The sequence below is a fragment of the Erwinia sp. BNK-24-b genome, assembly GCF_047456155.1.
Lineage (GTDB): Bacteria > Pseudomonadota > Gammaproteobacteria > Enterobacterales > Enterobacteriaceae > Erwinia > Erwinia phyllosphaerae.
The window spans coordinates 2,852,971-2,877,659 of record NZ_CP179901.1 but is presented as its reverse complement, the minus strand read 5'-3'; the positions used below and the strand labels follow the sequence as shown (position 1 = coordinate 2,877,659).

27 protein-coding genes are annotated in these 24,689 nt (G+C 52.3%); 18 read left to right on the top strand and 9 right to left on the bottom strand.

Annotation, left to right across the window (positions count from 1 at the left end; translation table 11 throughout):
- Positions 1 to 7: 7 nt before the first annotated feature.
- From ACMGGR_RS13050 to ycfP, 8 genes are all read left to right on the top strand, one after another.
- A complete protein-coding gene (locus ACMGGR_RS13050; RefSeq protein WP_414147058.1) occupies positions 8 to 802 on the top strand; it encodes a metal-dependent hydrolase in 795 nt (264 codons plus the stop codon).
- Positions 803 to 1,108: 306 nt separating this feature from the next.
- The gene (gene ptsG, locus ACMGGR_RS13045; RefSeq protein WP_414147057.1) at positions 1,109 to 2,542 is read left to right on the top strand and encodes a PTS glucose transporter subunit IIBC; all 1,434 of its coding nucleotides are present in this window, start codon (positions 1,109 to 1,111) and stop codon (positions 2,540 to 2,542) included.
- Between the two features lie 199 nt (positions 2,543 to 2,741).
- Entirely contained in the window at positions 2,742 to 3,092 is a 351-nt protein-coding gene (hinT, locus tag ACMGGR_RS13040; RefSeq protein ID WP_246758770.1) for a purine nucleoside phosphoramidase, read from the top strand.
- A 12-nt stretch (positions 3,093 to 3,104) separates the two neighbouring features.
- Positions 3,105 to 3,473, top strand: a complete 369-nt coding sequence (locus ACMGGR_RS13035) for a YcfL family protein (RefSeq protein ID WP_246758771.1) — start codon at positions 3,105 to 3,107, stop codon at positions 3,471 to 3,473.
- A gap of 43 nt (positions 3,474 to 3,516) precedes the next feature.
- Entirely contained in the window at positions 3,517 to 4,086 is a 570-nt protein-coding gene (lpoB, locus tag ACMGGR_RS13030) for a penicillin-binding protein activator LpoB (RefSeq protein ID WP_246759286.1), read from the top strand.
- Complete coding sequence (gene thiK, locus ACMGGR_RS13025; protein WP_414147056.1) at positions 4,070 to 4,918, top strand: thiamine kinase; 849 nt, start codon at positions 4,070 to 4,072, stop codon at positions 4,916 to 4,918. The genes lpoB and thiK overlap by 17 nt, the downstream gene beginning before the upstream one ends.
- A gap of 15 nt (positions 4,919 to 4,933) precedes the next feature.
- Complete coding sequence (nagZ, locus tag ACMGGR_RS13020; RefSeq protein WP_414147055.1) at positions 4,934 to 5,941, top strand: beta-N-acetylhexosaminidase; 1,008 nt, start codon at positions 4,934 to 4,936, stop codon at positions 5,939 to 5,941.
- A gap of 22 nt (positions 5,942 to 5,963) precedes the next feature.
- On the top strand, positions 5,964 to 6,506 hold the full coding sequence (gene ycfP, locus ACMGGR_RS13015) for an alpha/beta hydrolase YcfP (RefSeq protein ID WP_246758774.1): 543 nt from the start codon (positions 5,964 to 5,966) through the stop codon (positions 6,504 to 6,506).
- 168 nt (positions 6,507 to 6,674) lie between these two features.
- Here the strand turns inward: ycfP and ACMGGR_RS13010 are convergent, their stop codons facing one another.
- On the bottom strand, positions 6,675 to 8,123 hold the full coding sequence (locus ACMGGR_RS13010) for a SulP family inorganic anion transporter (RefSeq protein ID WP_414147054.1): 1,449 nt from the start codon (positions 8,121 to 8,123) through the stop codon (positions 6,675 to 6,677).
- 13 nt (positions 8,124 to 8,136) lie between these two features.
- Positions 8,137 to 8,736 (bottom strand): carbonic anhydrase, encoded by a 600-nt coding sequence (locus ACMGGR_RS13005; protein WP_414147053.1) that lies wholly within the window; start codon positions 8,734 to 8,736, stop codon positions 8,137 to 8,139.
- A gap of 528 nt (positions 8,737 to 9,264) precedes the next feature.
- Here ACMGGR_RS13005 and ACMGGR_RS13000 point away from each other — a divergent pair.
- The 5 genes from ACMGGR_RS13000 to ACMGGR_RS12980 all read left to right on the top strand — a co-directional run bounded on the left by ACMGGR_RS13000 (position 9,265) and on the right by ACMGGR_RS12980 (position 14,578).
- Entirely contained in the window at positions 9,265 to 10,569 is a 1,305-nt protein-coding gene (locus ACMGGR_RS13000) for an NAD(P)/FAD-dependent oxidoreductase (RefSeq protein ID WP_246758777.1), read from the top strand.
- Between the two features lie 284 nt (positions 10,570 to 10,853).
- Entirely contained in the window at positions 10,854 to 11,402 is a 549-nt protein-coding gene (locus tag ACMGGR_RS12995; protein ID WP_246758778.1) for a glycine zipper 2TM domain-containing protein, read from the top strand.
- Between the two features lie 733 nt (positions 11,403 to 12,135).
- A complete protein-coding gene (locus ACMGGR_RS12990; RefSeq protein WP_414147052.1) occupies positions 12,136 to 12,699 on the top strand; it encodes an Ail/Lom family outer membrane beta-barrel protein in 564 nt (187 codons plus the stop codon).
- Positions 12,700 to 13,285: 586 nt separating this feature from the next.
- Positions 13,286 to 13,630, top strand: coding sequence for an HNH nuclease YajD (gene yajD / locus ACMGGR_RS12985; RefSeq protein WP_246758780.1), 345 nt, complete (start codon positions 13,286 to 13,288; stop codon positions 13,628 to 13,630).
- Positions 13,631 to 13,789: 159 nt separating this feature from the next.
- Positions 13,790 to 14,578, top strand: a complete 789-nt coding sequence (locus ACMGGR_RS12980) for an alpha/beta fold hydrolase (RefSeq protein WP_414147051.1) — start codon at positions 13,790 to 13,792, stop codon at positions 14,576 to 14,578.
- 42 nt (positions 14,579 to 14,620) lie between these two features.
- Here ACMGGR_RS12980 and ACMGGR_RS12975 read toward each other — a convergent pair whose 3' ends face one another.
- From ACMGGR_RS12975 to ACMGGR_RS12965, 3 genes are all read right to left on the bottom strand, one after another.
- Positions 14,621 to 15,754, bottom strand: coding sequence for an alkene reductase (locus tag ACMGGR_RS12975; protein ID WP_414147050.1), 1,134 nt, complete (start codon positions 15,752 to 15,754; stop codon positions 14,621 to 14,623).
- Between the two features lie 84 nt (positions 15,755 to 15,838).
- A complete protein-coding gene (locus ACMGGR_RS12970) occupies positions 15,839 to 16,606 on the bottom strand; it encodes an enoyl-CoA hydratase/isomerase family protein (protein WP_414147049.1) in 768 nt (255 codons plus the stop codon).
- Between the two features lie 98 nt (positions 16,607 to 16,704).
- Positions 16,705 to 17,610: a LysR family transcriptional regulator gene (locus ACMGGR_RS12965; protein ID WP_414147048.1), complete on the bottom strand. Its 906-nt coding sequence runs from the start codon at positions 17,608 to 17,610 to the stop codon at positions 16,705 to 16,707.
- A 117-nt stretch (positions 17,611 to 17,727) separates the two neighbouring features.
- On the opposite strand from ACMGGR_RS12965, the gene ACMGGR_RS12960 reads away from it, so the two are divergent.
- Together ACMGGR_RS12960 and ACMGGR_RS12955 are read left to right on the top strand one after the other, a co-directional pair.
- Positions 17,728 to 18,360, top strand: coding sequence for a glutathione S-transferase family protein (locus ACMGGR_RS12960; RefSeq protein WP_414147047.1), 633 nt, complete (start codon positions 17,728 to 17,730; stop codon positions 18,358 to 18,360).
- Between the two features lie 115 nt (positions 18,361 to 18,475).
- Complete coding sequence (locus tag ACMGGR_RS12955; protein WP_414147046.1) at positions 18,476 to 19,195, top strand: SDR family oxidoreductase; 720 nt, start codon at positions 18,476 to 18,478, stop codon at positions 19,193 to 19,195.
- Positions 19,196 to 19,224: 29 nt separating this feature from the next.
- Here the strand turns inward: ACMGGR_RS12955 and ACMGGR_RS12950 are convergent, their stop codons facing one another.
- Positions 19,225 to 20,148 (bottom strand): DMT family transporter, encoded by a 924-nt coding sequence (locus ACMGGR_RS12950; RefSeq protein ID WP_414147045.1) that lies wholly within the window; start codon positions 20,146 to 20,148, stop codon positions 19,225 to 19,227.
- Positions 20,149 to 20,222: 74 nt separating this feature from the next.
- Here ACMGGR_RS12950 and ACMGGR_RS12945 point away from each other — a divergent pair, with 74 nt between their 5' ends.
- Positions 20,223 to 21,077 carry a LysR family transcriptional regulator gene (locus tag ACMGGR_RS12945; protein WP_414147044.1) on the top strand — a complete coding sequence of 285 codons (855 nt, stop codon included), beginning with the start codon at positions 20,223 to 20,225 and terminating at the stop codon, positions 21,075 to 21,077.
- Positions 21,078 to 21,109: 32 nt separating this feature from the next.
- Positions 21,110 to 21,241, top strand: a complete 132-nt coding sequence (locus ACMGGR_RS12940; RefSeq protein ID WP_414147043.1) for a hypothetical protein — start codon at positions 21,110 to 21,112, stop codon at positions 21,239 to 21,241.
- Between the two features lie 225 nt (positions 21,242 to 21,466).
- On the opposite strand, the gene ACMGGR_RS12935 is transcribed toward ACMGGR_RS12940, so the two are convergent.
- From ACMGGR_RS12935 to ACMGGR_RS12925, 3 genes are all read right to left on the bottom strand, one after another.
- Positions 21,467 to 21,976 carry a GrpB family protein gene (locus ACMGGR_RS12935; RefSeq protein ID WP_414147042.1) on the bottom strand — a complete coding sequence of 170 codons (510 nt, stop codon included), beginning with the start codon at positions 21,974 to 21,976 and terminating at the stop codon, positions 21,467 to 21,469.
- Positions 21,977 to 22,028: 52 nt separating this feature from the next.
- The gene (locus tag ACMGGR_RS12930) at positions 22,029 to 22,766 is read right to left on the bottom strand and encodes a 2-phosphosulfolactate phosphatase (RefSeq protein WP_414147041.1); all 738 of its coding nucleotides are present in this window, start codon (positions 22,764 to 22,766) and stop codon (positions 22,029 to 22,031) included.
- 73 nt (positions 22,767 to 22,839) lie between these two features.
- Positions 22,840 to 23,733 (bottom strand): LysR substrate-binding domain-containing protein, encoded by an 894-nt coding sequence (locus ACMGGR_RS12925; RefSeq protein WP_414147040.1) that lies wholly within the window; start codon positions 23,731 to 23,733, stop codon positions 22,840 to 22,842.
- 115 nt (positions 23,734 to 23,848) lie between these two features.
- On the opposite strand from ACMGGR_RS12925, the gene ACMGGR_RS12920 reads away from it, so the two are divergent.
- The gene (locus ACMGGR_RS12920; RefSeq protein WP_414147039.1) at positions 23,849 to 24,511 is read left to right on the top strand and encodes a glutathione S-transferase family protein; all 663 of its coding nucleotides are present in this window, start codon (positions 23,849 to 23,851) and stop codon (positions 24,509 to 24,511) included.
- The last annotated feature ends 178 nt before the right edge of the window (positions 24,512 to 24,689 follow it).

Below are 24,689 nucleotides of genomic sequence, written 5' to 3'. Positions count from 1 at the left end.
AACTATTATGTTTCTAGTTGATTCACACTGCCATCTTGATGGCCTTGATTACGAAAAGCTGCACCGGGATCTGGATGACGTGCTGGCTAAAGCGGCCGCGCGCGACGTAAAATTTATGCTGGCGGTCGCCACCACGCTGCCCGGTTATAAAGCGATGACGCAGCTAATTGGCGATCGTCATAACGTTGCTTACTCCTGCGGCGTGCATCCGCTTAACCAGGAAGAGCCTTACGATTTTGCCGAGCTGCGCCAGCTGGCGGCGGATGAGCGGGTCATTGCGCTGGGCGAAACGGGTCTGGATTATTACTACCAGAAAGAAACGCTGGCGCAGCAGCAGGCTTCTTTCCGCGAGCATATTCGTATCGGCCGTGATTTAAACAAGCCGGTCATTGTGCACACGCGTGACGCGCGGGAAGATACGCTGGCCATTTTGAAAGAAGAAAAGGTTGAGGAGTGCGGTGGCGTACTGCACTGCTTTACGGAAGATCGTGAGACGGCGGAAAAACTGCTGGATATGGGCTTTTATATTTCGTTTTCCGGCATCGTTACCTTTCGCAACGCGGAAACGATTCGCGAAGCGGCTCGCTACGTGCCGCTGGACAGAATTCTGGTGGAAACGGATTCGCCTTACCTGGCCCCCGTTCCTTATCGCGGCAAAGAAAATCAGCCAGCCTATACCCGAGACGTTGCAGACTATATGGCGGTGTTGAAGGGCGTCAGTATCGAAGCGCTGGCAGAGGCTACGACAGCCAACTTTTCCCGCCTGTTCCATGTGTCGCCCGAGCGCCTGCAGGACCAGTAATTATTCTGACTGTCGAAACTTTATTTTATTGCTCGTAATAAATTTGTAATACCAGCGAACCGTATTGCCCCAGCCCGGGGAATACGGTTTTTTATTGCGCAATTACTGGCGTGCTGACCAGAAATAAACTACATAGCAGGCGGTTGTTCAATGAAACGTGATAACCGTCAAACAAATGCTGAACGAATTATTTTACAGTTCGTAATAAATCACGAGGGCGCTTAGCGCTCCATTTTATAACGGATCCTCCCCCCGTTATCGCGCCTGAAAACGCGTAAAAGCACCTATACTCAGGAGTTTTACACTATGTTCAAAAACGCATTTGCAAACCTGCAAAAGGTCGGTAAATCGCTGATGTTGCCGGTATCGGTGCTGCCGATTGCCGGTATCCTGCTTGGCGTCGGTTCCGCCAACTTCAGCTGGCTACCCGCGGTAGTTTCCAACGTGATGGCGGAAGCGGGCGGATCGGTCTTCGCCAATATGCCGCTAATTTTTGCTATCGGCGTGGCGCTGGGCTTTACCAATAACGATGGTGTTTCCGCACTGGCTGCGGTAGTGGCCTACGGTATCATGGTCAAAACCATGGCGGTAGTTGCGCCGCTGGTACTGCATATGCCAGCTGCCGAGATTACCGCTAAACATCTTGCCGATACGGGCGTGCTGGGCGGGATTATCGCCGGTGCCATTGCGGCCTATATGTTTAACCGCTTTTATCGCATCAAGCTGCCGGAATACCTTGGCTTCTTTGCCGGTAAACGCTTCGTGCCGATTATTTCCGGTTTTACCGCCATTTTTGTCGGCGTTATTCTCTCCTTTATCTGGCCCCCGGTCGGGACTGCCATTCAGGACTTCTCCCAGTGGGCTGCGTATCAGAACCCGGTGGTCGCTTTTGGTATCTACGGCGTAATTGAGCGTTCGCTGGTGCCGTTTGGTCTGCACCATATCTGGAACGTCCCTTTCCAGATGCAGATTGGTGAATTCACCAACGCAGCGGGTCAGGTTTTCCACGGTGATATTCCTCGCTACATGGCGGGTGACCCAACTGCGGGTAAACTTTCAGGCGGCTTCCTGTTTAAGATGTACGGTCTGCCAGCGGCGGCAATTGCTATCTGGCACTCTGCCAAACCAGAAAACCGTGCGAAAGTGGGCGGCATCATGATCTCCGCTGCGCTGACTTCGTTCCTGACCGGCATCACCGAACCTATTGAATTCTCATTCATGTTCGTTGCGCCGATCCTCTATGTTATCCATGCTATTCTGGCCGGCCTGGCTTTCCCAATTTGTATTCTGTTGGGGATGCGCGACGGCACCAGCTTCTCGCACGGCCTGATCGACTTTATCGTGTTGAGCGGCAACAGCAGCAAAATCTGGCTGTTCCCGATTGTTGGTATCATTTACGGCCTGATCTATTACACCGTTTTCCGCGTACTGATTGCTAAATTCAATCTGAAAACGCCAGGCCGCGAAGAGACGACAGCTGAACAGACAGTGGGCGCTTCCAGCGAAATGGCCGCTAACCTGGTGGCGGCTTTTGGTGGCAAAGAGAACATCACCAACCTGGATGCCTGTATCACTCGCTTACGCGTTAGCGTAGCTGACGTCTCGAAAGTCGATCAGTCCGGCCTGAAGCGCCTTGGCGCAGCGGGCGTGGTTGTGGCAGGCTCGGGCGTGCAGGCTATCTTTGGTACCAAATCAGATAACCTGAAAACCGATATGGATGACTACATCCGCAATATGTAATGGCCCGAAATGCCGCGAGGGTTAATACGCCCCGGCAGTCCGGCAGAAACAACCATAAAGGGAGCGAAAGCTCCCTTTTTTTATGGCCGCAGGCGGTAAAAGCAGCAGCGCCGCAAAGAAAAGTCAGCGGAAGGTTGAAAGAAAACAAATATCTCGCTCATACTGCCGTAACTCCATTCATAGCTAAAGGACATGCACCATGGCTGAAGAAACCATTTTCAGTAAAATTATCCGACGTGAAATTCCGTCCGATATCGTTTATCAGGACGAACTGGTCACCGCTTTTCGCGATATCTCCCCTCAGGCTCCTACCCATATTCTGATCGTGCCTAATATTTTAATCCCGACGGCAAACGATACGGTAGCAGGGCACGAAGCCGCGCTGGGCCGGATGATTGTGGTCGCAGCCAAAATCGCTAAAGATGAAGGAATTGCGGAAGATGGCTATCGCCTGATTATGAACTGCAACCAGCACGGCGGGCAGGAGGTTTACCATATCCACCTGCATCTGCTGGGCGGCCGCCCGCTTGGGCCAATGCTGGCTCGCTAATCAGGGACACTTATGAAGCGAACTATCGCAATCGGCGCCATGCTGGCATTGCTGAGTGGCTGCACCAGCGACCGCACCACCATCGATACTTCGCAGTCGCTGGTGATGGAGTCGTCGGTATTGTCGGCCGGCATCATCACCGATAAGCCGGTTTTATCCGTGCATGAAGGGCAGCAGCGCGCTTCATCACAGCTCTATAACCAGCAGGAAAAACCGGTGAAGCTGCATTACCGTTTTTACTGGTATGACGATAAAGGGCTGGAAATTCTTCCCTTTGAAGCGCCGCGAACGGTCACCGTCGTGCCGCATGGCAGTATTGAAATATCATCACAAACGGGTAACCTGACGGCCAGTAAAGTTCGTCTGTACCTGTATCTGTAGGAGACTGAAGGTGGAAAGGAAGGTCATAAAACTCTCTGGCGCTATGCTACTGGCGCTGATCCTGAGCGGCTGTGTTATGCAGCAGCGTCAGCAGCCCGCGCCGGTCGAGCCTGCACAGCCGCAGCCTGTTCCCGTGCAGCCGCAACCTGTACCAGAACAGCCGCAGCCGGTTGAAACGGTGCCGCAGCCGCCAAAAATGCAGTCTATCAACTGGGATGCCAGCGTTACGCCACTGGTGGCACAGATGCTGCGGGCCGATGGCGTCACCCCCGGCAGCGTATTGCTGATTGATGGCGTAAAAAACAGCACTAACGGCAGCCTGCAGCGCGCCAAAGCCACCGCCGCGCTACAAAATGCGCTGCAAAACAACAGCCAGTTTAAGCTGGTTGCGCCTGAACAGCTGGCGACGGCAAAACAGACGTTGGGCCTTTCAGCTGAAGATAGCCTGGGTTCGCGCAGCAAAGCCGTTGGTCTGGCTCGCTACGTTGGCGCGCAGTATGTGCTCTATACCAACGTGCAGGGCGATATAAAATCTCCTGACCTGCAAATGCAGCTCATGCTGGTGCAGACCGGTGAACTTATCTGGTCAGGCAGCGGTGTCGTACAGCACTGATCCGGCGCTCGGTAAGCTGATTTGCCAAAGATTTCCGGCGGAGCAATCCGCCGGTTCTTTTTTTCCGCTGGCGGGACTGACCGGCCTGACCACAAAGATAGAACGGGAAAACAGCACGCTGCTGGCGCGTTATCAGCGCAAAGCCCAGCCCATTCCAGGAGTCGACCGGCGTCGTGAATACCGTATCCTGCGTAAGCTGACCGCCAGCAACCTTGCGCCTGCGGTCTACGGCTATGCGGATAACTGGTTGCTGCTTGGCTGGCAGCCGGGCGCAGTGCTCAGCGAAAAGGCGTTTCTGGCTGCTCTGCCGCGCGTGGCTCACTCTCTTGCCAGTCTGCATCGGCAAGCGCCGACAGGGTATCCTTTGCAGATGCAAAAACTGCTGGAACGATACTGGCAGCTCAGCCAGCCGGAAAGACGTCATTGCGGCTGGCTGCGCGCGCTCAGGCGTTTACAGCGCAAGGGGCAGCCAAAGCCGCTGCGCTATGCGCTGTTACATATGGATGTCCATCCGGGCAATATCGTTGAGTGTGACGGCAGGCTGCGGCTGATTGACTGGGAATATGCCAGCGATGGTGACGTGGCGCTGGAGCTGGCGGCAGTTATCGCCGGTAACGGTCTTGATAAAGAAAACTCGCTGGCACTGATAAATCATTATGCTGCTTTACAACATATCGACGCCAGCCTGCTGCTGCGGCAAATAGCGCGCTGGCAGCCGTGGCTGGCGCTGCTGATGGCCAGCTGGTATGAACTACGCTGGCAGCAGAGCGGCGAAAAAACATTTTTTACGCTGGCGGCGCAGGCCTGGCAGCGGGTAGATGACAAGAGGTAATTTGTGGGACCGGTAATGTTAGATGTGCTCGGTTACGAGCTGGACGCGGAAGAGCGTGAAATTTTACAACATCCGCTGGTGGGCGGGCTGATCCTGTTTAGCCGTAACTATCACGATCCTGAGCAGCTACAGGAGCTTATCAGGCAAATTCGCGCGGCCTCGCGTCATCGGCTGGTGCTTGCCGTCGATCAGGAAGGCGGACGGGTCCAGCGCTTTCGCGAAGGCTTTACGCGTCTACCGGCGATGCAATCTTTTGCAGCATTAAACAGCGAGGCAGAAGCGGCAGCGCTGGCGCAGCAGGCGGGCTGGCTCATGGCCGCCGAGATGATAGCGATGGATATAGATATCAGCTTCGCGCCGGTACTGGATATCGGTCACGGCAGTGCTGCCATCGGTGAACGCAGCTTCCATGAGGATCCCGCTATTGCGTTGACAATGGCGCGCCATTTTATCAACGGCATGCACGAAGCAGGGATGAAAACCACCGGCAAGCATTTCCCCGGCCACGGTGCGGTTAGCGCGGATTCACACAAAGAGACGCCGCGTGACGATCGCCCCGAAGAGGTGATTCGCCAGCACGATATGCAGATTTTTAAGCAGCTGATTGACGAAAAAATGCTGGATGCGGTGATGCCTGCGCACGTTATCTATACTCAGATAGACTCGCGTCCCGCCAGCGGTTCGGCACACTGGCTGAAAAACGTGTTGCGTAACGAGCTGGGCTTTGACGGCGTTATTTTTTCCGACGACTTATCGATGGAAGGCGCGGCAATCATGGGCAGCTACGCCGAGCGTGGCCAGGCTTCGCTGGATGCGGGCTGCGATATGATTCTGGTTTGCAACAACCGCAGCGGTGCCGTTAGCGTGCTGGATAATCTTTCGCCGGCCGATGCACAGCGCGCTACCCGACTGTATCATCGCGGAACATTTACCCGTCAACAGCTGCTGGCGTCATCGCGCTGGAAAGAAACCAGCCAGGCGCTGACCGCGTTGCAAACGCGCTGGCTGGAAAAGCGCAGCTGACAGACAAACGAGGAGGAAGCCGATGATTATTTATCTGCACGGTTTTGATTCCAACAGCCCTGGCAATCACGAGAAGGTGCTGCAGCTACAGTTTATCGATCCGGACGTGCGGCTGCTGAGCTACAGTACGCTGCATCCTAAACACGATATGCAGTTTCTGCTGAACGAAACGGACAAAATTCTGCGCACCTCCGATGATGAATGCCCTATGATTTGCGGCGTAGGGCTGGGCGGTTTCTGGGCGGAACGGATCGGCTTTCTTAACGATATTCGCCAGGTAATGTTTAATCCTAACCTGTGGCCGGAAGAGAATATGGCGGGCAAAATCAACCGGCCGGAAGAGTATCTGGATATCGCCACCAAGTGCGTCAGCAACTTCCGCGAAAAAAATCGCGACCGTTGCCTGGTTATCCTTTCCCGTCAGGATGAAGCGCTGGATAGCCAGCGCAGCGCGGCGGCGCTGGCTGACTATTACGAAATTATCTGGGATGAAATCCAGAGCCATAAATTCAAAAACATCTCTTCTCATCTGCAGCGTATCAAAGCCTTTAAGACGCTGGGTTGAGGGCTAAAATCTGCCGGTGACCGCTGGTAAACCTTCGTCTGCCGGTAAATGCTGGCAGATATTCTTCTGCTGGTGAACGCTGGTAAATCTACTTCTGCCGGTGAATGCTGGCAAATCTTCCTTCGTCGGTAAACGCTGGCAGCTTTTTCTCTGCCAGCTTTACTGCTTTTATGACTGCGGCCACTGGTCAAGCACAATATTTCTGCGCGAGGCCAGTTCGCCAAACTCCGCCAGCGTTGAGCGAATATCTGCATCCATATATTCCGCGCTGCTGTGCTCGGCGATAATCATGCTGTTGTCGGGAATTTTAGCTAATAAATTTTGTAGCTGTGCGTTGTGCAAAAAAGTCAGGTTCTGATTAAAGCGCAGCACAAAACAGTCGTTGTAGCGGCTTAGCTGAATAGCGCTACGATGACCGGCAATAGTGCTGCACAGCAGCTGCATCAAAACACCGGCGAACAGGCCGGGCAACATGCCCACAAAGATAATACCAATAGTAGTGGTTATAAAAGGGATAAACTGGACGATGCCCTGGCGCCACTGGCGAACAAAAACCGCAGGGGTAGCCAGCTTGTAGCCGGTGTAAATCAGAATGGCGGCCAGACTGGCCAGCGGAATAGTATTCAGCATCGATTCAAAAAAGAGACCGCAGCAAAGCAGCAGCATGCCGTGCAGCAAAACGGAAAGCTTACTTTTTGCGCCTGCATTAACATTAACTGAGCTGCGAACAATTACCGCCGTAACGGGGATGCCGCCCAGAAGGCCACTTAACATATTGCCTACGCCCTGGGCACAAAGCTCTTTATTTGACGACGGGGCCGGATGTTGTGCGACCAGCTTTTTCAGCGCCTGCTGGCTAAGCAACGTCTCCAGGCTTGCCACCAGCGCCAGCGTTAAGGCCGTCAGCCAGACTTTTGGATTGCGCCACGCATGAATAAAATCCGGATGCCGAAACTGTCGGGCCAGCGAGGAAAAAGAGTCCACTTCCGGCAGGGCCAGCCTGTCCAGCGTGGCGATAGCTTCCGGCATCACACGTCCGCCAATCGCTATCACCAGGCAGCCCCAGAGCACCGCGACCAGCTCGCCGGGTACCAGACCAAAAAAACGGTGCTGGGTACGAAGCTTTTGCCACAGGAACAGGATCGTTATGGCACCCAGCGCCACGAAGACCGAGACAGGCGAAAACAGTTTTGTCACCGTTTCACCTTCCGCATCAAGCGCCGCAGGCGTTTGCTGTCGAATCAGTAGCAGGCCGATAGCCACCATCATGCCCTGGATCACCGATCCCGGTACCAGGCTAATCCAGCGCCCGACGCGAAGAAAACCGGCGAGAATTTGCAGCGCGCCTGCAAATACCAGCGCGGCCAGCAACAATGAAAAGCTCTCCAGGCTTGCCATCGCCACGGTGATAATGGTCACCAGCCCTGCTGCGGGGCCACTTACTGCAAAACGGGAAGGGCTAAGCAGCGTCACCACCAGCCCACCAATCACGCCGGTCAGCAGACCAACAAACGGCGGCAGTCCGCAGGCCTGGGCAATCCCAAGGCTGAGCGGTAACGCGACAAGGAAAACCACAGTTCCGGCCAGGATATCACCGCGTAACGTTTTCAAATTCATTATTTATGTCCTTTTAAATCAATCTTTTTAAACGGCCGCTGTGCAGTTCATACAGACAACCATACACAGCAATCTCTTTTCCCTGCTGTCGCGCTGATTTAACCGGTGCAGAATGAATTAAATTAATTGTCTGCGCCAGAATATGATATTGCGTAAGCGTTTTAATATCGGTCGTGGCTATTTGTTTCTCCGGCTTAAAGATGGACATCCAGCCATCAAGATCCCGATAAAGCTTACACAAGCGCCGTATTAATGGATCGAGCTCTTCCGTTTGGCTCTTTTTTAATTCAAGCGCGGCCTTAACACCGCCACAGCCATAGTGTCCGCAAACAATAAGGGTGGTTATCTGTAAATGCTGTAGCGCATATTGCAACACGCTCATCAAGCTTTCATCGTCCTCCAGTACCATATTAGCGATATTGCGATGCACAAATATTTCGCCGGGCGGCGCACAGGTCAGCACTTCCGCGGGCATGCGGCTATCGGAGCAGCCTATCCATAACGCCTGCGGTTGCTGGGCTGTCACCATCTTTAAAAAATAATCGGCATCGCGGTTTTTTTGCAGCTGTACCCAACTTCGGTTTCGGGCCATTAGCCTGTTAATTATTTTCATTCCTTGCTCCTTTGCTGTTAAAAGAAGGTAATGTAAATTTCTTAAGGAAAACTTAATGAACCAGGCATTTTTAGAAAATAAAGCTTTTGCGGTAATTACTGGAATGAATGCAGAGTTATTAATTAAATATAACTTTCTGTTACTTTAAATGGTTTTTATAAAAATAGTGTCGCAGAAATTTTTTCTCAAAAAGTACAGCCTTTATGGAAATCTTTAAATTACCTCCTTCGCAGACCAGTGGATTTATATCTGCTGCGTTATTCATGTTAATTCCGATTAGCGTGTTAAATAACTATGTCTGTAACCTTAAAACGTCCCATTTTCCTGGCTGGCCACCGTTTTGCCCATTTAAAACAGTGGCCTGTCAGGAAAGGGCTGAAAAAGTTGACCTATATCAATTTTTGCAGGACTGCCGTTTTTCCTCATGCTATGCTGCCTGTAGATAGCGAATAAATCGCCAACCCTATGTTAATTAAGGATATTATTTAACCTTTAATTAACGATTGGTTCACAATTTGAGGGGGTCGTTTGACTACACCAATGAAGAAGATTGTTATTGTCGGCGGAGGAGCCGGCGGGCTTGAGCTGGCGACGCAGCTTGGTCATAAACTGGGCCGGAACAAGAAAGCGGAAATCACCCTGGTGGATCGTAATCACAGCCATCTCTGGAAACCGCTGCTGCATGAAGTCGCAACGGGGTCGTTAGATGAAGGGATCGACGCGCTAAGCTATCTGGCCCACGCTCGCAATCACCATTTTCAGTTTCAGCTGGGGACGCTGACGGATATTGACCGCGACAATAAACGTCTACAGCTGGCGGAAATCCGCGATGCCCAGGGCGAGCTACTCGTTCCCGCACGCGAGCTGGCCTATGACACGCTGGTGATGGCGCTGGGCAGTACATCAAACGATTTCGGTACGCCGGGCGTTAAAGATCACTGCATCTTCCTGGATAATCCGCATCAGGCTCGCCGCTTCCATAACGAAATGCTGAACCTGTTCCTGAAGTTCTCTGCAAGCGAAGGCTCACAGGAAAAAGTGAATATCGCTATTGTTGGCGGCGGCGCAACCGGCGTAGAACTCTCTGCCGAGTTGCATAACGCGGTCAAACAGCTGCACAGCTATGGTTACAAAGGGTTGAACAACAGCGCGCTGAACGTGACGCTGGTAGAAGCTGGCGAACGCATCCTGCCCGCGCTGCCGCCGCGTATCTCTACCGCTGCGCATCAGGAGCTAACCAAACTAGGCGTGCGCGTTCTGACCCAGACGATGGTGACCAGCGCGGATGAACACGGCCTGCATACTAAATCGGGTGAGTATATCAACGCCGATTTAATGGTTTGGGCGGCGGGGATTAAAGCACCGGACTTTATGAAAGAGATTGGCGGCCTGGAAACCAACCGCATCAATCAGCTGGTGGTGGAGCCTACGCTGCAAACTACCCGCGATGCGGACATTTATGCCATTGGCGATTGCGCATCCTGCGCGCTACCTTCCGGAGGTTTTGTGCCGCCGCGCGCCCAGTCAGCGCACCAGATGGCGTCGCGCGTGCTGGATAACATCCTTGCGCAGATGAAAGGCCATGCGCAGAAAGCCTACGTCTACAAAGACCACGGTTCGCTGGTATCGCTTTCCCGTTTTAGCACCGTTGGCAGTCTGATGGGTAACCTGATGCGCGGTTCAATGATGGTGGAAGGGCGCATTGCGCGTTTCGTGTATATCTCGCTATACCGTATGCACCAGGTCGCGCTGCACGGCTATTTCAAGACGGGACTGATGATGCTGGTAGGCAGTATTAACCGCGTTATTCGTCCTCGACTAAAGCTGCACTAATCAAAATCAGTACCGTGTAAACGTTAACAAAAAGGCTTATAGCTATGCCGTTGCTATAAGCCTTTCTACTGTAAATTCCCGCCACAGCCCGCTTTAAGAACTCTCTTAAAAAGATTTGTATTTGAGTTAACATAACTATTTCGTCCGGAATTCTTATTGTCATAACTGGTCCTGATAAGCAAACTTTACGTATCAAGGCGCGTCGCACACGCCAGATCACCGCCAGCGCAACGGATCGGCACGGCAGGCAATGATGTGCGGTAACAGTTTCAGGAGGCAGTCCCGTGAATAAATCTATGTTGGCAGGTATCGGCATTGGCGTAGCGGCCGCGCTGGGCGTCGCTGCTGTAGCGGGCATGAACGTTTTCGATCGTGGGCCGCAGTTTGCCCAGGTGCTTTCCGCCACGCCAATCAAAGAAACCACAAAAAATCCGCGTCAGGAATGTCGTAACGTCACGCTGACCCACCGTCGCGCCGTGCAGGATGAACATCGTATTGCAGGCTCCGTGCTTGGCGCAGTAGCGGGTGGCGTTCTGGGGCATCAGTTCGGCGGCGGTCGTGGGCGCGATGTAGCAACCGTAGCCGGGGCGCTGGCTGGCGGCTACGGCGGTAATCAGGTTCAGGGTGCAATGCAAAACGGCGACACCTATACCACTACCGAGCAGCGCTGCAAAACTGTCTACGACAAGCAGGAAAAAACGCTGGGCTACGACGTTACCTATAAGATTGGCAGCCAGCAGGGAAAAATCCGTATGGATAACGATCCCGGCACGCGTATTCCGCTCAACAGCGATGGGCAGCTGGTCCTGAATAATCAGGCTAACCAGGCTTAATTCAGTTAAGTCCGCTGTCAGGGGGATTTCCCCCGCGCTATTTGTTCGCTAAAAGTCTATGGCCCCATCTTCTCAGATGGGGCTTTTTTTATGGTTCAGGATGGGCCTGCAATTATCAGGTGGCTGAATTTTTTCCACACTTTCGACTTAATTTAAATTTAACTGGAAGCATCGTTCTTTTTTTTCCTTAAAACCCCACGCCCGGCGAATAAATTATCTGATTAAATAACGCATTTATTTAAGTTTTTGCCTTCGCAAGCGTGATTCTTATATAATTTCCTCTGCATTTTCTCTTGAGGATTTTTAATTTGGGTGCATAATGTGCGCATAAAAATTCTCAGTGCCTGTTCTGTTACAGTTGTATGGTCGGTATTTCATATATGGAAAAGAATGGAAGATTTTTTCTGACGCACTAAGGGTGCTTATTTTCTCTGGTAAGAATCCGTCATCTGCGTACTGTATGAGCGACTGAGCAACTATGCCAGCCTGTGCCGGAGCGTCGATAGATCTGATTAAATCAGCATAAGGCTGGAAAACCTGCAGCGGGGCGACCCCTTCCTGCATACTGGTGCTGTACCAAAAGGTAACCGGGATGCCTGTAAGAAAATCCTGTTCAGTACGCTCTGAAAGTTAATTAAACTTTTCCAGTAGCGTACTGATAAAGCAGGTGGCATAACCCTGCGTTAGCGCGTAGGGAGGACTAATTAAATCAGTAAAAAGGGAATGATAAACGATGAAAATGAATATCACAGCCGTAGCGTTACTTTGTACTGTCCTGCTTATCAGCGGTAATGTTCTCGCTAACAACCATACACTCTCCCTTGGCTATGCACAGAGCAAGGTTGAGGATTTTAAAAATATCCGTGGGGTAAACGTTCAGTATCGTTATGAATGGGCGTCACCCGTCAGCATTATCGGCTCATTTACTTACATGAAAGGTGATGACGGCTATTCCGAGCGTGTTGAGGCCTTTGACGATATCAGCGGTTATGACGGTAAAACCGATGTAAAATACTATTCGCTCCTGGCTGGCCCTGCATACCGTATTAACGATTACGTTAGTTTGTATGCTCTGGCTGGTATGGCGCATACTAAAGTAAAAGATAAAGTAACGTATCTCTCTGAGTATTCAGAACAAACTGACGTAAGTAAAACCTCTTTTGCTTATGGCGCAGGCGTGGTTATTAATCCTACAGATTACCTCTCCGTTAACGTTGGTTACGAGGGAACCCGCGTCAAATTTAACGATAACGTAACGGTAAATGGTTTTAATATTGGTCTTGGCTATCGTTTCTGATAATGAACCATATAAATCCCGACCTGGTTGTCGGGATTTATAAAAGAGAAAATAGTTATTTGTTATTGTGATTATGAAATATTGCATTGTCAGTTAAATGGATTTCTAAATGACGCTGAAAAAGGATGCGGCAGATAATGGCAAATGAAAGGTTCAAACATTTAAAAGAAAGTAAGTTCTTATGTAAAAGAAGAGAATCTGCAATAATAAATATACTTTGTATATGCACTTTTTTTACTTTTGCGCCGATGATCCGGTTAAATTGCAGAGATCTTTTGTTTAATCCAGTGGACTTGTTGGCCTGGATATTTATTATCGCAGGTATACGTTACTGTTACGCTTGCTGCTTTCAGCTGTGGCACTGGTACAATGGTGAGTAAAAGGGTCAGCAGCACGCTCTTTCCCTTTATCTGAGCAAAATCTTATCAGCAGGGCTTTGTCAGCGAACTAACGCTTCTTGCCGGGATAGCTCTGTTATGCAACCTGACGAAGCGTAAACGCACGTACATTTCTCCTTCCGCGTCATTGTGGGATATATTAGGCGCATTAGCGTAAAACTATCCTTTTATGACAGGTGACATCATCCATGGCTTTCATCCCAAAAAACTACGGTCGGCTGGAAAGCGGCTACCGTGAAAAAGCACTGAAAATTTACCCGTGGGTATGCGGACGCTGCTCGCGAGAGTTTGTCTATTCAAATTTGCGTGAACTCACCGTTCACCATATCGATCACGATCATACCAATAACCCGGAAGATGGCAGTAACTGGGAGCTGCTTTGCCTGTACTGCCATGACCACGAGCATTCCAAATACACCGAAGCCGATCAGTACGGCACAACTGTGATTGCAGGAGAGGATGCGCAAAAAGATGTTGCCGCCGCCACCTACAACCCCTTTGCTGACCTGAAGTCGATGCTCAAGAAAAAGTAACGCCAGCCTTAACCGCTTCTGGCGTGCAACTCCTCCGCGCAGCATAACACTACAGTCCTGGCCCCGTTGTCGGGATGCCCCATCAAAAATCTCGCAGGATGTCCTTTGCCTGCGAGCGGGTTGCTATAGTACAAATATCTTTCTCAATCAGGACTTGATATGAAACTGCGTAGTTTGTCTCTTATTGCCTGTATAGCTCTCAGTGGAGCAGGGGTTACTGCCGCTCATGCTGAAGCCGGAACGAATTTAAGCGCCCCACAACAGCCGGTTAAAAATATTGTGCTGGTGCATGGACTATTTGCTGACGGCTCCAGCTGGGGAAAAGTGATTCCACTACTGCAGGCTAAGGGTCTTAATGTGACCTCGGTGCAAAATCCTACTACTTCTCTGGATGATGACGTTGCTGCGGTAAAACGCGCACTGGCTCTACAGAATGGCCCGGTTATTCTGGTCGCACATTCTTACGGCGGGATGGTAATTAGTCAGGCAGGGAACGATCCTGAGGTGAAAGGACTGGTTTATATTGCCGCTCGTGCACCTGCCGCTAATGAAGACTATACGGCACTGACCAAAAAATTCCCGGCCGCGCCCGCTTCTGCGGGCATTAAATGGCAGGGCGATTATGCGAAATTAACGGAATCGGCATTTCTTCACGATTTTGCCAACGACCTGCCGGAAAACCAGGCAAAAGTCTATTATGCCGCCCAGCAGCCGATGGGAAAAGCCATTAAAATAGCCAGAACGACCGAGGCGGCGTGGCAGTTCAAGCCAACCTTTTATGCCGTTTCAACCCAGGACCGCACTATTAATACAGATCTGGAGCGCTTTATGGCGAAACGCATGCATGCCGATACGATTGAGCTAAAGGCCAGCCATGTCTCCATGATTTCACAGCCGGAAGCGGTAGCCGGACTGATAATGAAAGCTGCTCACGTGGCTGGTTACTGAGTATAATCAGGATTGCGGGCACGATAGTGCCCTTTTTATCCTCTATAAGGCGCTGGCAGATGCTAAAGCCCCGTGCACGGGATAATCCGTATAGCCGCGCTCATCGCCGCCAAAAAAGGTGGTGCGATCATAGGCGGTGAGGGGTAAATCATGGCGAATGCGCTCCGGCAAATCCGGATTTGAGGTAAAGAGTCGACCAAAGGCGATCATATCGGCATCGCCACTTTTCAGCATCTCTTCCGCACTCTCAGATTTAAATCCTCCTGCCGCAATAATCTTCCCGTGGTAATAAGGTCGTAAGTCGCGGCTGGCGACCGGCTCTGAATAATATCCTGCCTCTCTGTCTTCCGGCCCGGTAATGCGGGGTTCAATAATGTGCAGGTATGCCAGTTCAAAAGAATCTAGCTGTGCAACCAGGTAGCGAAATGTCGTGGTCGGATCGCTGTCATGCATATCCCCGTAAATACCACTGGGAGAGAGGCGTACCGCAACGCGTCCCTTGCCCCAGATATTGGTCAGGGCTGCAACGGACTCCAGCAGAAAACGCGCGCGGTTTTCCAGACTGCCGCCGTAGCTGTCGGTGCGTTGATTACTGCCGTCTAACAGAAATTGCTCTGGCAAATAGCCATTGGCGGCATGCAGCTCAACGCCATCAAATCCGGCGGCCATGGCACGGCGGGCCGCCTGTTGTAATTCATCGATCGGCTGTTTGATTTCATCTGTTTCCAGCGCGCGCGGCTCGGGAAAAAGTTTTCCTTCATAGGTTCCGTTATCATTTTTTGCCACGCCATAAGTTTCCCTGGCAATAAGCGCCGAGGGCGCGACGGGCTGACGGCCCAGAGAGAGTTCGGGTAAAGACTGCCGACCGGGATGCCAGAGCTGAAGCACAATCTGACTGCCGCGCGCGTGCACCGCTTCGACCAGTTTTTGCCATCCTGCCTGCTGCCGATCGTTAAAAATACCGGGCGCATCCGCATAGGCATTAGCGTAAGGCGATACCGCCGTTGCCTCTGCAATAAGAAGCCCGCCTTCGCTTGCCCGCTGCCGATAATATTCAATCATCAGTTCACCAGGTATGCCACCCTGTACGGTTCTCATACGCGTGGTGGGCGCCATCACTATGCGATGCTTTAACTGCAACTGGCCTGCTGTTATCGGTGTTAATAGCGTTTTCATCATTTCCCCTGTTAATAAGCAGGTGCCTTCAGCTATCAAGGCCCCGCCAGTCAGCTTTAAAGATTGGTAAGATTCCGGATGGATCTACTGCTGCGCCATAGTATGAGCAACCTGCGCCGCACTGATCCCCTCAAGCGCCAGGCCATAGCCAACGCCTTCGTCCATCAGGCGTTTCAGACGCTGCGTCAGCGCAATGCGGGTATAGCGTGAAGTCAGCGGCGGAAGGGCAGCAATGCCGTCGGCAATTTCATGGGCACGGGACAGAAGAGTATCTGCCGGCACGATTTCATTGACGACGCCCCAGTCTTTTGCCGTTTGCGCATCCAGAATCTGACGGGTAAGCAGGAAATAGCGTCCACGGATTGAGCCAATAACTTCAGGCCAGAGGATATGAACACCGTCGCCGGGAACGATGCCGAACTCAAAATGGGGTTTATCCTGAAAAACCGTTTCTGGCGTGGCCAGCACAATGTCGGTCAGCAGGGCATATTCACTGTGGAGCAACACAGGGCCGTTAAGGGCGGTAATCATCGGAACTTCGATATCCAGAATATTGCTCAGCACTTTTCTGCCTTCGCGCAGGATTTTGTCGAAGCCTGTGGGACTGAAGAAATCAAAACCTTCCGGACTGATGGCGTCCATAAAAGCATCGCCTGAGCCGGTCAGGATAACCGCGCGGTTTTCACGGTCTTCACCGATGGCATGGAACAGCGCAACAAACTGTTCATGAGTATGACCATCAAACACCAGTTTTTCCCCGTGAGTATGGAATTTAACTTCCAGTACGCCATTAGATTTACGGGTCAGGCGAGCGTTAGGGAAAGCATGTTGGTAGGCTGCAAACGTTGTCATAGTGATGTTCCTTGTTCATGCCAGTCGGTATTGACTGACCGTGAAACAACACTACCCCATTCCATTATGAATGAGATCGCCGTCAGATTAGATAACGCCTATTCCTTACTGGAATGAAGAGAGCCTTCCTCGTTCATAATCGTTTCCACAAATCCTGCAAACTGGCGCGCTTTGGCACTTGCCAGCCGACCGTTCGGAAATACTGCCCACAAGTCGATGGCTGGCAGTTGCCAGGCCGTCAGCACTTTTCTGACCGTACCGCTTTTAAGCTCTTCTGCAAACATCCAGTCAGAAGCGATGCACAATCCCATGTTGCTCAGCACGGCTGCGCGTTGGCCTTCGGCGGCGCTAACGCGAATACGTCCTTTAACCGCCACAGAAGTTACCGCGCCTTCACGGGTGAATGACCAGAAGTTCGGCTGGGGGTTATAGAGAACGGCCTCATGCTCTGCCAGTTCAGCGGGTGTTGCCGGTTCTCCCTTATTCGCCAGATATTCCTCAGTAGCGATAACCGAGCGGGCGCTGGTGGCCAGCTTGCGCGCCACGGCAGAAGAGTCAGGTAACGCTCCCATGCGTAACGACACGTCGACCCCTTCTGCGATTAAATCGATCACCCGGTCATCAAGAATGACATCAACGTCCAGCTCCGGATGTTCTGCAAGAAATTGCGGAAGGCGCGGGATGATATGCAGCCTGGCAAAAGTCGTTGCCGCCGAAATCCGGAGCTTTCCCGATAACCCTTTCCCTGCGCCTCGAGCAGCCAGTTCCGCTTCGTCCGCTTCCTGGATTGCGGCTCGCGCACGTTCATAGAACCGTTGCCCGGCTTCAGTGGGCGTCAGGCCGTGAGTAGAACGCGTCAGTAAACTGGTTTGCAGCCGTGATTCAAGCTGGGCAACGATTTTTGATACGGCAGGCTGGCCAACGTTAAGCTGCCTGGCGGCGGCAGAAAAAGAGCCCGTATCCACAACGCGTATAAACGTTGCCATCGCCTGAAAGCGATCCATGTTATTCCCCCGAAGAATAGTTGTTATCACGTGAGGATATCTACCATTCCTGAAGCACGCCAGCCAATATGTTGTTCATCACGTCAAACCTGACTAACACTCAACAAGGAAACGGCCATGATTGATATCTATGCATTCGCTACGCCAAACAGCATTAAAGTCCCGATAGCGCTGGAAGAGCTGGAGCTTGACTATGTATTGCACCCGGTGAACGTGCGCCAGGGCGAACAAAAAAAGGCCGAATTTATCGCCTTGAACCCGAACGGCAAAGTGCCTGTGCTTGTAGACAGTACGGCGGCCTCCGACAGGCTGGTTCTGACGGAATCAGCCGCCATCCTCATTTATCTTGCCGAAAAAACCGGAAAGCTTTTACCCGCGTCGGGCGCTGCAAGGGCGCGCGTATTTGAACAGCTGTTCTTCCATGCTTCCGCACTGGGGCCAGCCTTTGGTCAGGCGGGTTTTTTCCAGCGTCAGGCCGCCGAACCACAGCCTTTGGCGATGCAGCGTTTTTCAACCGAAGCCGCCCGCACGGTAAAAGTGCTGGATGGCGTGCTGGCCCGTCACGCTTTTGTTGCCGGTGAAGAATTTTCTATCGCCGATATTGCCCACTTTGGCTGGTTCTGGCGACGTGAATTTGCTGGCGTCAGCCTTGAGGATACGCCTGACGTGGCGCGCTGGTTTGATGCAGTCGCTTCTCGTCCTGCGGTGCAGCGTGCCATTGAGCGCGTTAACGCGCTGGCGACAGGTTAATCCTTTCAGGCACCGCCGCTTATAACCTGTCGCCTTTACGACAGCGTAGATGTGGACTGTAATGCTATTTCCCTCTCTGGCGAAAAGATCCAGAGATCATTAACCGGAGTAAATAATGCAGAGAACTTTTTTAATTACCGGTGCCAGTAAAGGCATTGGGCTGGCGCTTGCCCGGCGCCTCGCCGACGCGGGACATCAGGTGGTCGGCCTGGCACGCGGAGCGGTCGATAACTTCCCCGGCACGCTGGTTAACGCCGATCTTGCAGACGTCGCCGCCACTCAAAAGACCTTTGAGCAGCTGAGCCTTCGCTTCGCCTTTGACGGCATCGTAAATAACGTTGGGCTGGTCAAGCCGCAGCGCCTGGGGGAGATCGATTTATCCTCGTTTGACGACGTCATGCGGGTTAATCTTTATCCGGCTTTGCAGGGTACTCAGGCGATCCTTGCCGGGATGAAAGAGCGGGGCTGGGGGCGCATTGTGAATATTTCCAGCCTTACGGTGCTGGGAAGCGTTGAGCGTACGGCTTATGCGGCTGCAAAAGCAGCGTTGATCAGCTTCACCCGCAACTGGGCGCTGGAACTGGCACAAACGGGAATAACGGTGAATGCGGTCGCGCCAGGGCCTACCGAAACGACGTTGTTTCGGGAAAATAATCCTCCCGATAGCGAAGGGGAAAAGCGTTACCTTGCCGGTGTACCTATGAAGAGGTTTGGTAAACCCGAAGAAATTGCGGCAACGGCTGCTTTTCTTATGTCCGAAGAGGCTGCTTTTATGACGGGGCAGACGCTGTATGTCGACGGTGGTGCATCGGTGGGTAATCTGACTTTTTTGTGAAGTTTTGCTCTCAGGTGGACGGGATTAGATCATCGATCCCCGGCACGTATTACCAGCCAGATGCCGCCCGCAGAAATTGCCATCCCGGACGCCATCTGCCAGGACAGAGGCTCATCAAACATGGCCCAGGCCCAGACCAGGGTGATCGGCGGGCTAAGATACAGTACGCTGGCAACCCGGGTCGGGGAGCTTCGTCGCAGGCAGACCCAATACAGACCGTAGCCGCCGAAAGTGGACAGGGTGACTGTCCACAGCACGCTCAGAGCAAAGCCCATATTGCAGATCGGTGCCAGGCTACCCTGGCTACCCTGTATGGCGGCGAATGCGAAACTTGAAACGAAACACTGTAGCCAGAGATTGGGTATCAGGCCCATTGATTGTGCAGAGCCGATGCGTTTCTGCCACAACGTCGCTACGGCAAGGGACAGCATGCCTGCCACCGGCAAGCCGTAGGCCCATAGCGGCGCGTTGCCCAGCCCCAGCACGCTTTGCATCACCCACATCACTCCAGCCAATCCGACGATTAGCCCCAGCCAGACCTGGCGCGCTAACTGCTCACCGAGAAACACCGCCGCCAGCAGCGCCATACCCAGCGGCAGCAGATCTGCGCACAGAGCGACAAGACCGGCCGGAACGCCGAGCGCGATGCCTTGCGTCACGCCGGTCATATACCCGGCCATTGCCAGCAAGCCTGTCCCGGCATTTTTCAGCAGGATAAGAAAAGGTGTGGTCCTTAGTTGTTTGTAGACAAAGGGCAGCAGGAGAAGAGAGACCACCACGCTACGCCAGAACACCACAAGTAACGCCGGGGCGTAATCGATGGAGAAGCGTGCGCCAACGAATCCCGAACTCCAGGTCAGCACCAGCCCTGCCTCAAGTAAAGGCAGCGGCAGGGCCTGACGCCAGTTGCGGCACGACGGTTTAGCGGGTTGAAGCTGGATTGTTTTTTTCATTCTCAAAGGCTACGGGGCAGGTGTAATCTGGTAAATCAAAATAATATGAAGCAGTTGTTCATCAGGATTAAATCATGGCCGCCATTCTTGACATCGAGCTGTTACGTACCTTTCATACCGTGGTTCGCAGCGGGAAGTTCAGCGCGGCAGCCGAACAGTTGCATAAAAGCCCTGCGGCGGTGAGCGTTCATATTCAGCGGCTTGAGGCGGTAGCGGGTGGCCGACTGCTGAATCGCGATAACCAGTCAGTTTCTCTCACGGCACTGGGGAAGCGTCTGTTAAGCGCTACCGCCGGGCTGTTACGCACGCACGATCAGGTTTTAGCCGATCTGCACGGCACTAACCTCACCGGGCGGATTACATTGGGAGTACCTGATGAATACGCGATCAGGGTCATACAGGATATCTTGCCGACTTTTACCGCGGCCTGGCCAAACGTTGTGCTGGAGCTGAAAACGGGGCCGAGTTATGTATTACGAGACTGGGTGCAGCGTGCCAAATTGCAGACGGCCATAGTAGCCCAGTGCAAAGGGCTTATTGGCCCGAATACCCAGCTGTTAATGTCAACTACGCCGGTCTGGGTCGGCCCAAAGAGTACAGCCGTGGCGCTTGACGATCCTCTTCCTTTGGCCGTCCACGCCGAGTCTTGCCCTTACCGTGAAGCGATGATTGAATCGCTCAAAGCGTCAGGTCGGCGTTCGCGCATCGTGCTTGAAAGTCCCTCAAATCAGGCAATTAAAGCATGTGTGGAAGCAGGCTTAGCCGTCAGCCTTATTGACCGTGGCAAGGTTACCGGGCGCATGAATATCCTCGAAGATATGCCGGTTATTCCAGACCATGACATCGTGTTTATGCGCAACGCTGCATCTCGCGAGGAAGAGGCCGTTAAACTGTTGGCGCGCGCGATACAGCAATCGTTTCGGTTGTAGGCGAGGGCCACCGCTTATAAACGCAGGCTTAAATGAAAATGAAGCATAACTTTGCCCACAAGGTGCGCAAATGTTGCCTCTGGCTGATGCGGGCGCACTGCCTGGCGGCGTCTCATAAAGCAGAAAACCCGCTCAAGGCGGGTTTTCTGCTCTGTAGCCTGTGATGCTTCGCGGGCATCCAGCGTACAGCGAGGTAAAATTCTTCTTTTGGTTAAGTGAATAGCATAACCCGGATAGGCGGCTTTTTCGGTTTTGTAGCAAATTTGACAGAACTGGTTTTTTACCAAATATCCGGAGAAAGGGTGTAAGGCATTTCCTGGCAGGAAGCAGCTCTCAATAGCTCCGAAATTCGACCCGATAGCCCGGGCGCTTGACGATAATCTTTTCCGTCATTTCATATCAATGAGTGCAAGCTGCACATGATGCCTGATAAAATCCGCTTTGAGCGTGCTATAGCGAGGAACGTCGTTTTGACTGATTACAGCCGCAGCATGCTTTATGGCAGCGTATTCTTTGGCTACTTCTTTATTTTTTATAAGGTAATCACGAAAAGCCAGGTGCCTTATAATCTGCGTATCTCCTGCTATAAACGCATGAACCTGATGGCTACGCCGATCGCCACCTTTGATAAAGTATCTACGACCAGGAATGCCATTTTCCCCTCGGGCAACATAGCCGATACCAGCCATAGCAGGCTCAAGTTTATCCAGTTCGTTTAGCCCAGAAACTTCCAGCAGTATGTCGATGACGGGTTTAGCTGCTAAATCCGGTACCGAAGTGCTACCTATGTGGTAAATATTTTTAGCTATTTCCCCAAGCGCTCCTTGTATTAGCGAACGGTCAAGCAGGAAAATATCGGGCCACCGCTTATCGTATTGTACCACGGTTATTGTTCGCATTGTTATAGCCTCATTTATGCTCAGGCATCCACCATCATATCTCCTGAATCATCTACTGATGCAAACCTGAAGCATAAAAATCACCATACAGCCTGCACGCCAGTCTGGTTGTATCTACTTCAAGGCAAAGCGCGACATCTTCGGCAAATCCACGCTGTTGAAGTTCAACTGCGGAGGAACACTCATAAAGCGGCAGGAGATTTTGCTGCTGGTAAAGCTGCCAGGTTGCCACTGCCGCCTGCGCTTCTGGTGAACAACTGCCGCGCTCCATAGCAGCGATAATGCCACCTGCTGCTGCATAATCTTCAATTGATGGGCGGAGGTTGCCATCAGGCCAACGTTCGCCACAAGGAATGATCAGGACACGCCTGAAATCGCCGCATGCCTTCGCCGTTGCAGCCATATTCCTGAAACAACCGTTGAAAACCGTAATTCCCGCTTCACGTGCCTTAAAGGAAATTGCGGAACCGTTAGGAGAGGGAAGTACCAGGCTTTCGCCATCGCTTATGCTCCGTATAGAAACCGGTGACAGGCTGTACCCCTTGCTATGGAATTTTCTGTCCGGACTGGCTGTCTTCGCCCCAATTTTTATAGCGTATTCGATGGCAGAGCCATCTTTCCACGGCCAGGGATAGATACGAGCACCATTATCAATAGCCAGACTAACGCACGTGGAGAATGACATAACGTCGACGATTACCGCGCAGTCAGCGTCTTTAGCCAGATAATCAATGGCAGATAAACCCCATTCCAGGCGCACATCAAATCTGTCCTGACTAAACCATTCCACGATATGTTTTCCGTTACAGGTTTCAATAACCTAAATTTAACATATCTTCGTTTCCGCTAAACCCATTGTGAAGCTATAAACTCTTCCCGCAGGCGGCGATAAGGTGAGTGACCAGCGCCCGTACCTTAGCCGATGGCCTGGGACCGGCAGGAAAAACGGCATACGCCTTTAAAGGCTCAAGCTCATAGTCTGGTAATAGCTGCACAAGGCTGCCGTCGCTTCGCTCTTGTGCGGACATGACCGTTGTCACGTTGGCTATGCCCAAACCTGCCATTGCAGCCGCCAGAATACCCGGAGCCGCATCAATTTTGATTTGTCCACGCAGCGTTACAACCTGGTCTGCACCTGCCTTAAACAGTTTTAGCGTGCTCTTTTCAGGAAAGCTCAACTCGTGCAGGATCGCGTCGTGAAAAGTGAGTTCTTCCGGCTCTCTGGGCACGCCTTTCCTGGCGAGATAGGCTGGTGATGCCACTAACATTCGCGGCACGGAGGCAATTTGCCTTGCGCCAAAGGTAGAGTCCTCAAGGTCGCCCATACGGATGGCTACATCAATGCCGGCAGCCACCAGGTTCTGTCGCTCGTCCCGCATGGTAATTTCAACCCGCAGATCGGGATAGCGTTCGAGAAAAGCCGGTAAGGCGGGAATGATCGCTCTGGTACCGTACATCACGGGTACTGCCAGGCGAACAGTTCCCCGCAGAGAATCAACTCCCCGAGCCGCATCTTCGGCCTCTTCTAAATCGGCAGCCGCCTGGCGAGCCTTTTCCAGAAACACTGCACCCGCTTCAGTTAACGCCATGTTGCGGGTCGTGCGCAGCAAGAGCTTCACGCCCAGACGCTTTTCCAGCCCGGTGATGATACGAGAAGTTGAAGGCTGTGACAGCCCAAGCTCTTGGGCGGCACGGGAAAAGCTTCCCGCCTCTGCAACACGGGTGAAAACCTCTATCTCAAGCCAGCGGTCATTCATTTATATTCCAGATAAGTGTTCTGCAAAATCGCAGTATACATTTACCAGAAGAAAAAGTTTAACGTGGATCCTTCACTACAGGCTGAGTTAACAATCACCGATCCATGAGGAAATTATGTCCATCAAAATTTACGGCGACCCTGGTTCAGGCAGCCTCCGACGTGTCACAACCGCCGCTGCGGTTATGGGTATTAATATCGAACGAATGAATATCGACTTGTTCAAAGGAGAAAGCCATACTGCCGAGTTTCTGAAGCTAAACCCGCACGGTCTTTCTCCCGTATTGCAGGACGGCGACACCATTATCTGGGAAGCGTCAGCCATTAACCTCTACCTGGCCGACAAAGCAGATTCCAGTTTGACTGGCCGCACGCCGTCAGAGAAGTGGGAAGTATTACAATGGATGTTCTGGTCCGGTGAGCAATGGCGGATATTCTCTACTCTGCTGTTCGATGCGTGGGCCGGGGAAACCTTTATGGATAAGCCAAAGGACGAAGCGATTATCCAGCTGGCGATAAGCAATATTCGTAGCGCGGCAAAGGCTCTGGATGAGCAACTTGCAAACCGAAAGTTCATTGTTGGCGATGCGTTGACGCTTGCCGATATTGATATCGCCGCACCTTTTTCGCAATACAAACGCACCGGCGCGCCGTTTGACGAGTTTCCGGGGCTGATAGCCTGGCAGCAGCGTCTGCTGGAGACCGTGCCCGCGTGGGCATCGACGCGTGACGAAGTAGAAAAACGCATGGCTGGCGTTTTGAACGCGTCAAACGTCTGAAGCAACCTCAAGCCTGGGTATGCTCAAAACAGAATGCCGCAAATAGCCTGGCATTCGGGAAGTTATCTCTTATCAGGCATCCGGTGTTCAAAGCAGGGTGCCTGCTGTTCTGCTAAAAGCATGCCTGCTTAGGCGACCATCCGGCCACGCCCGCCATCATTTTCATCATCTGCCCGAC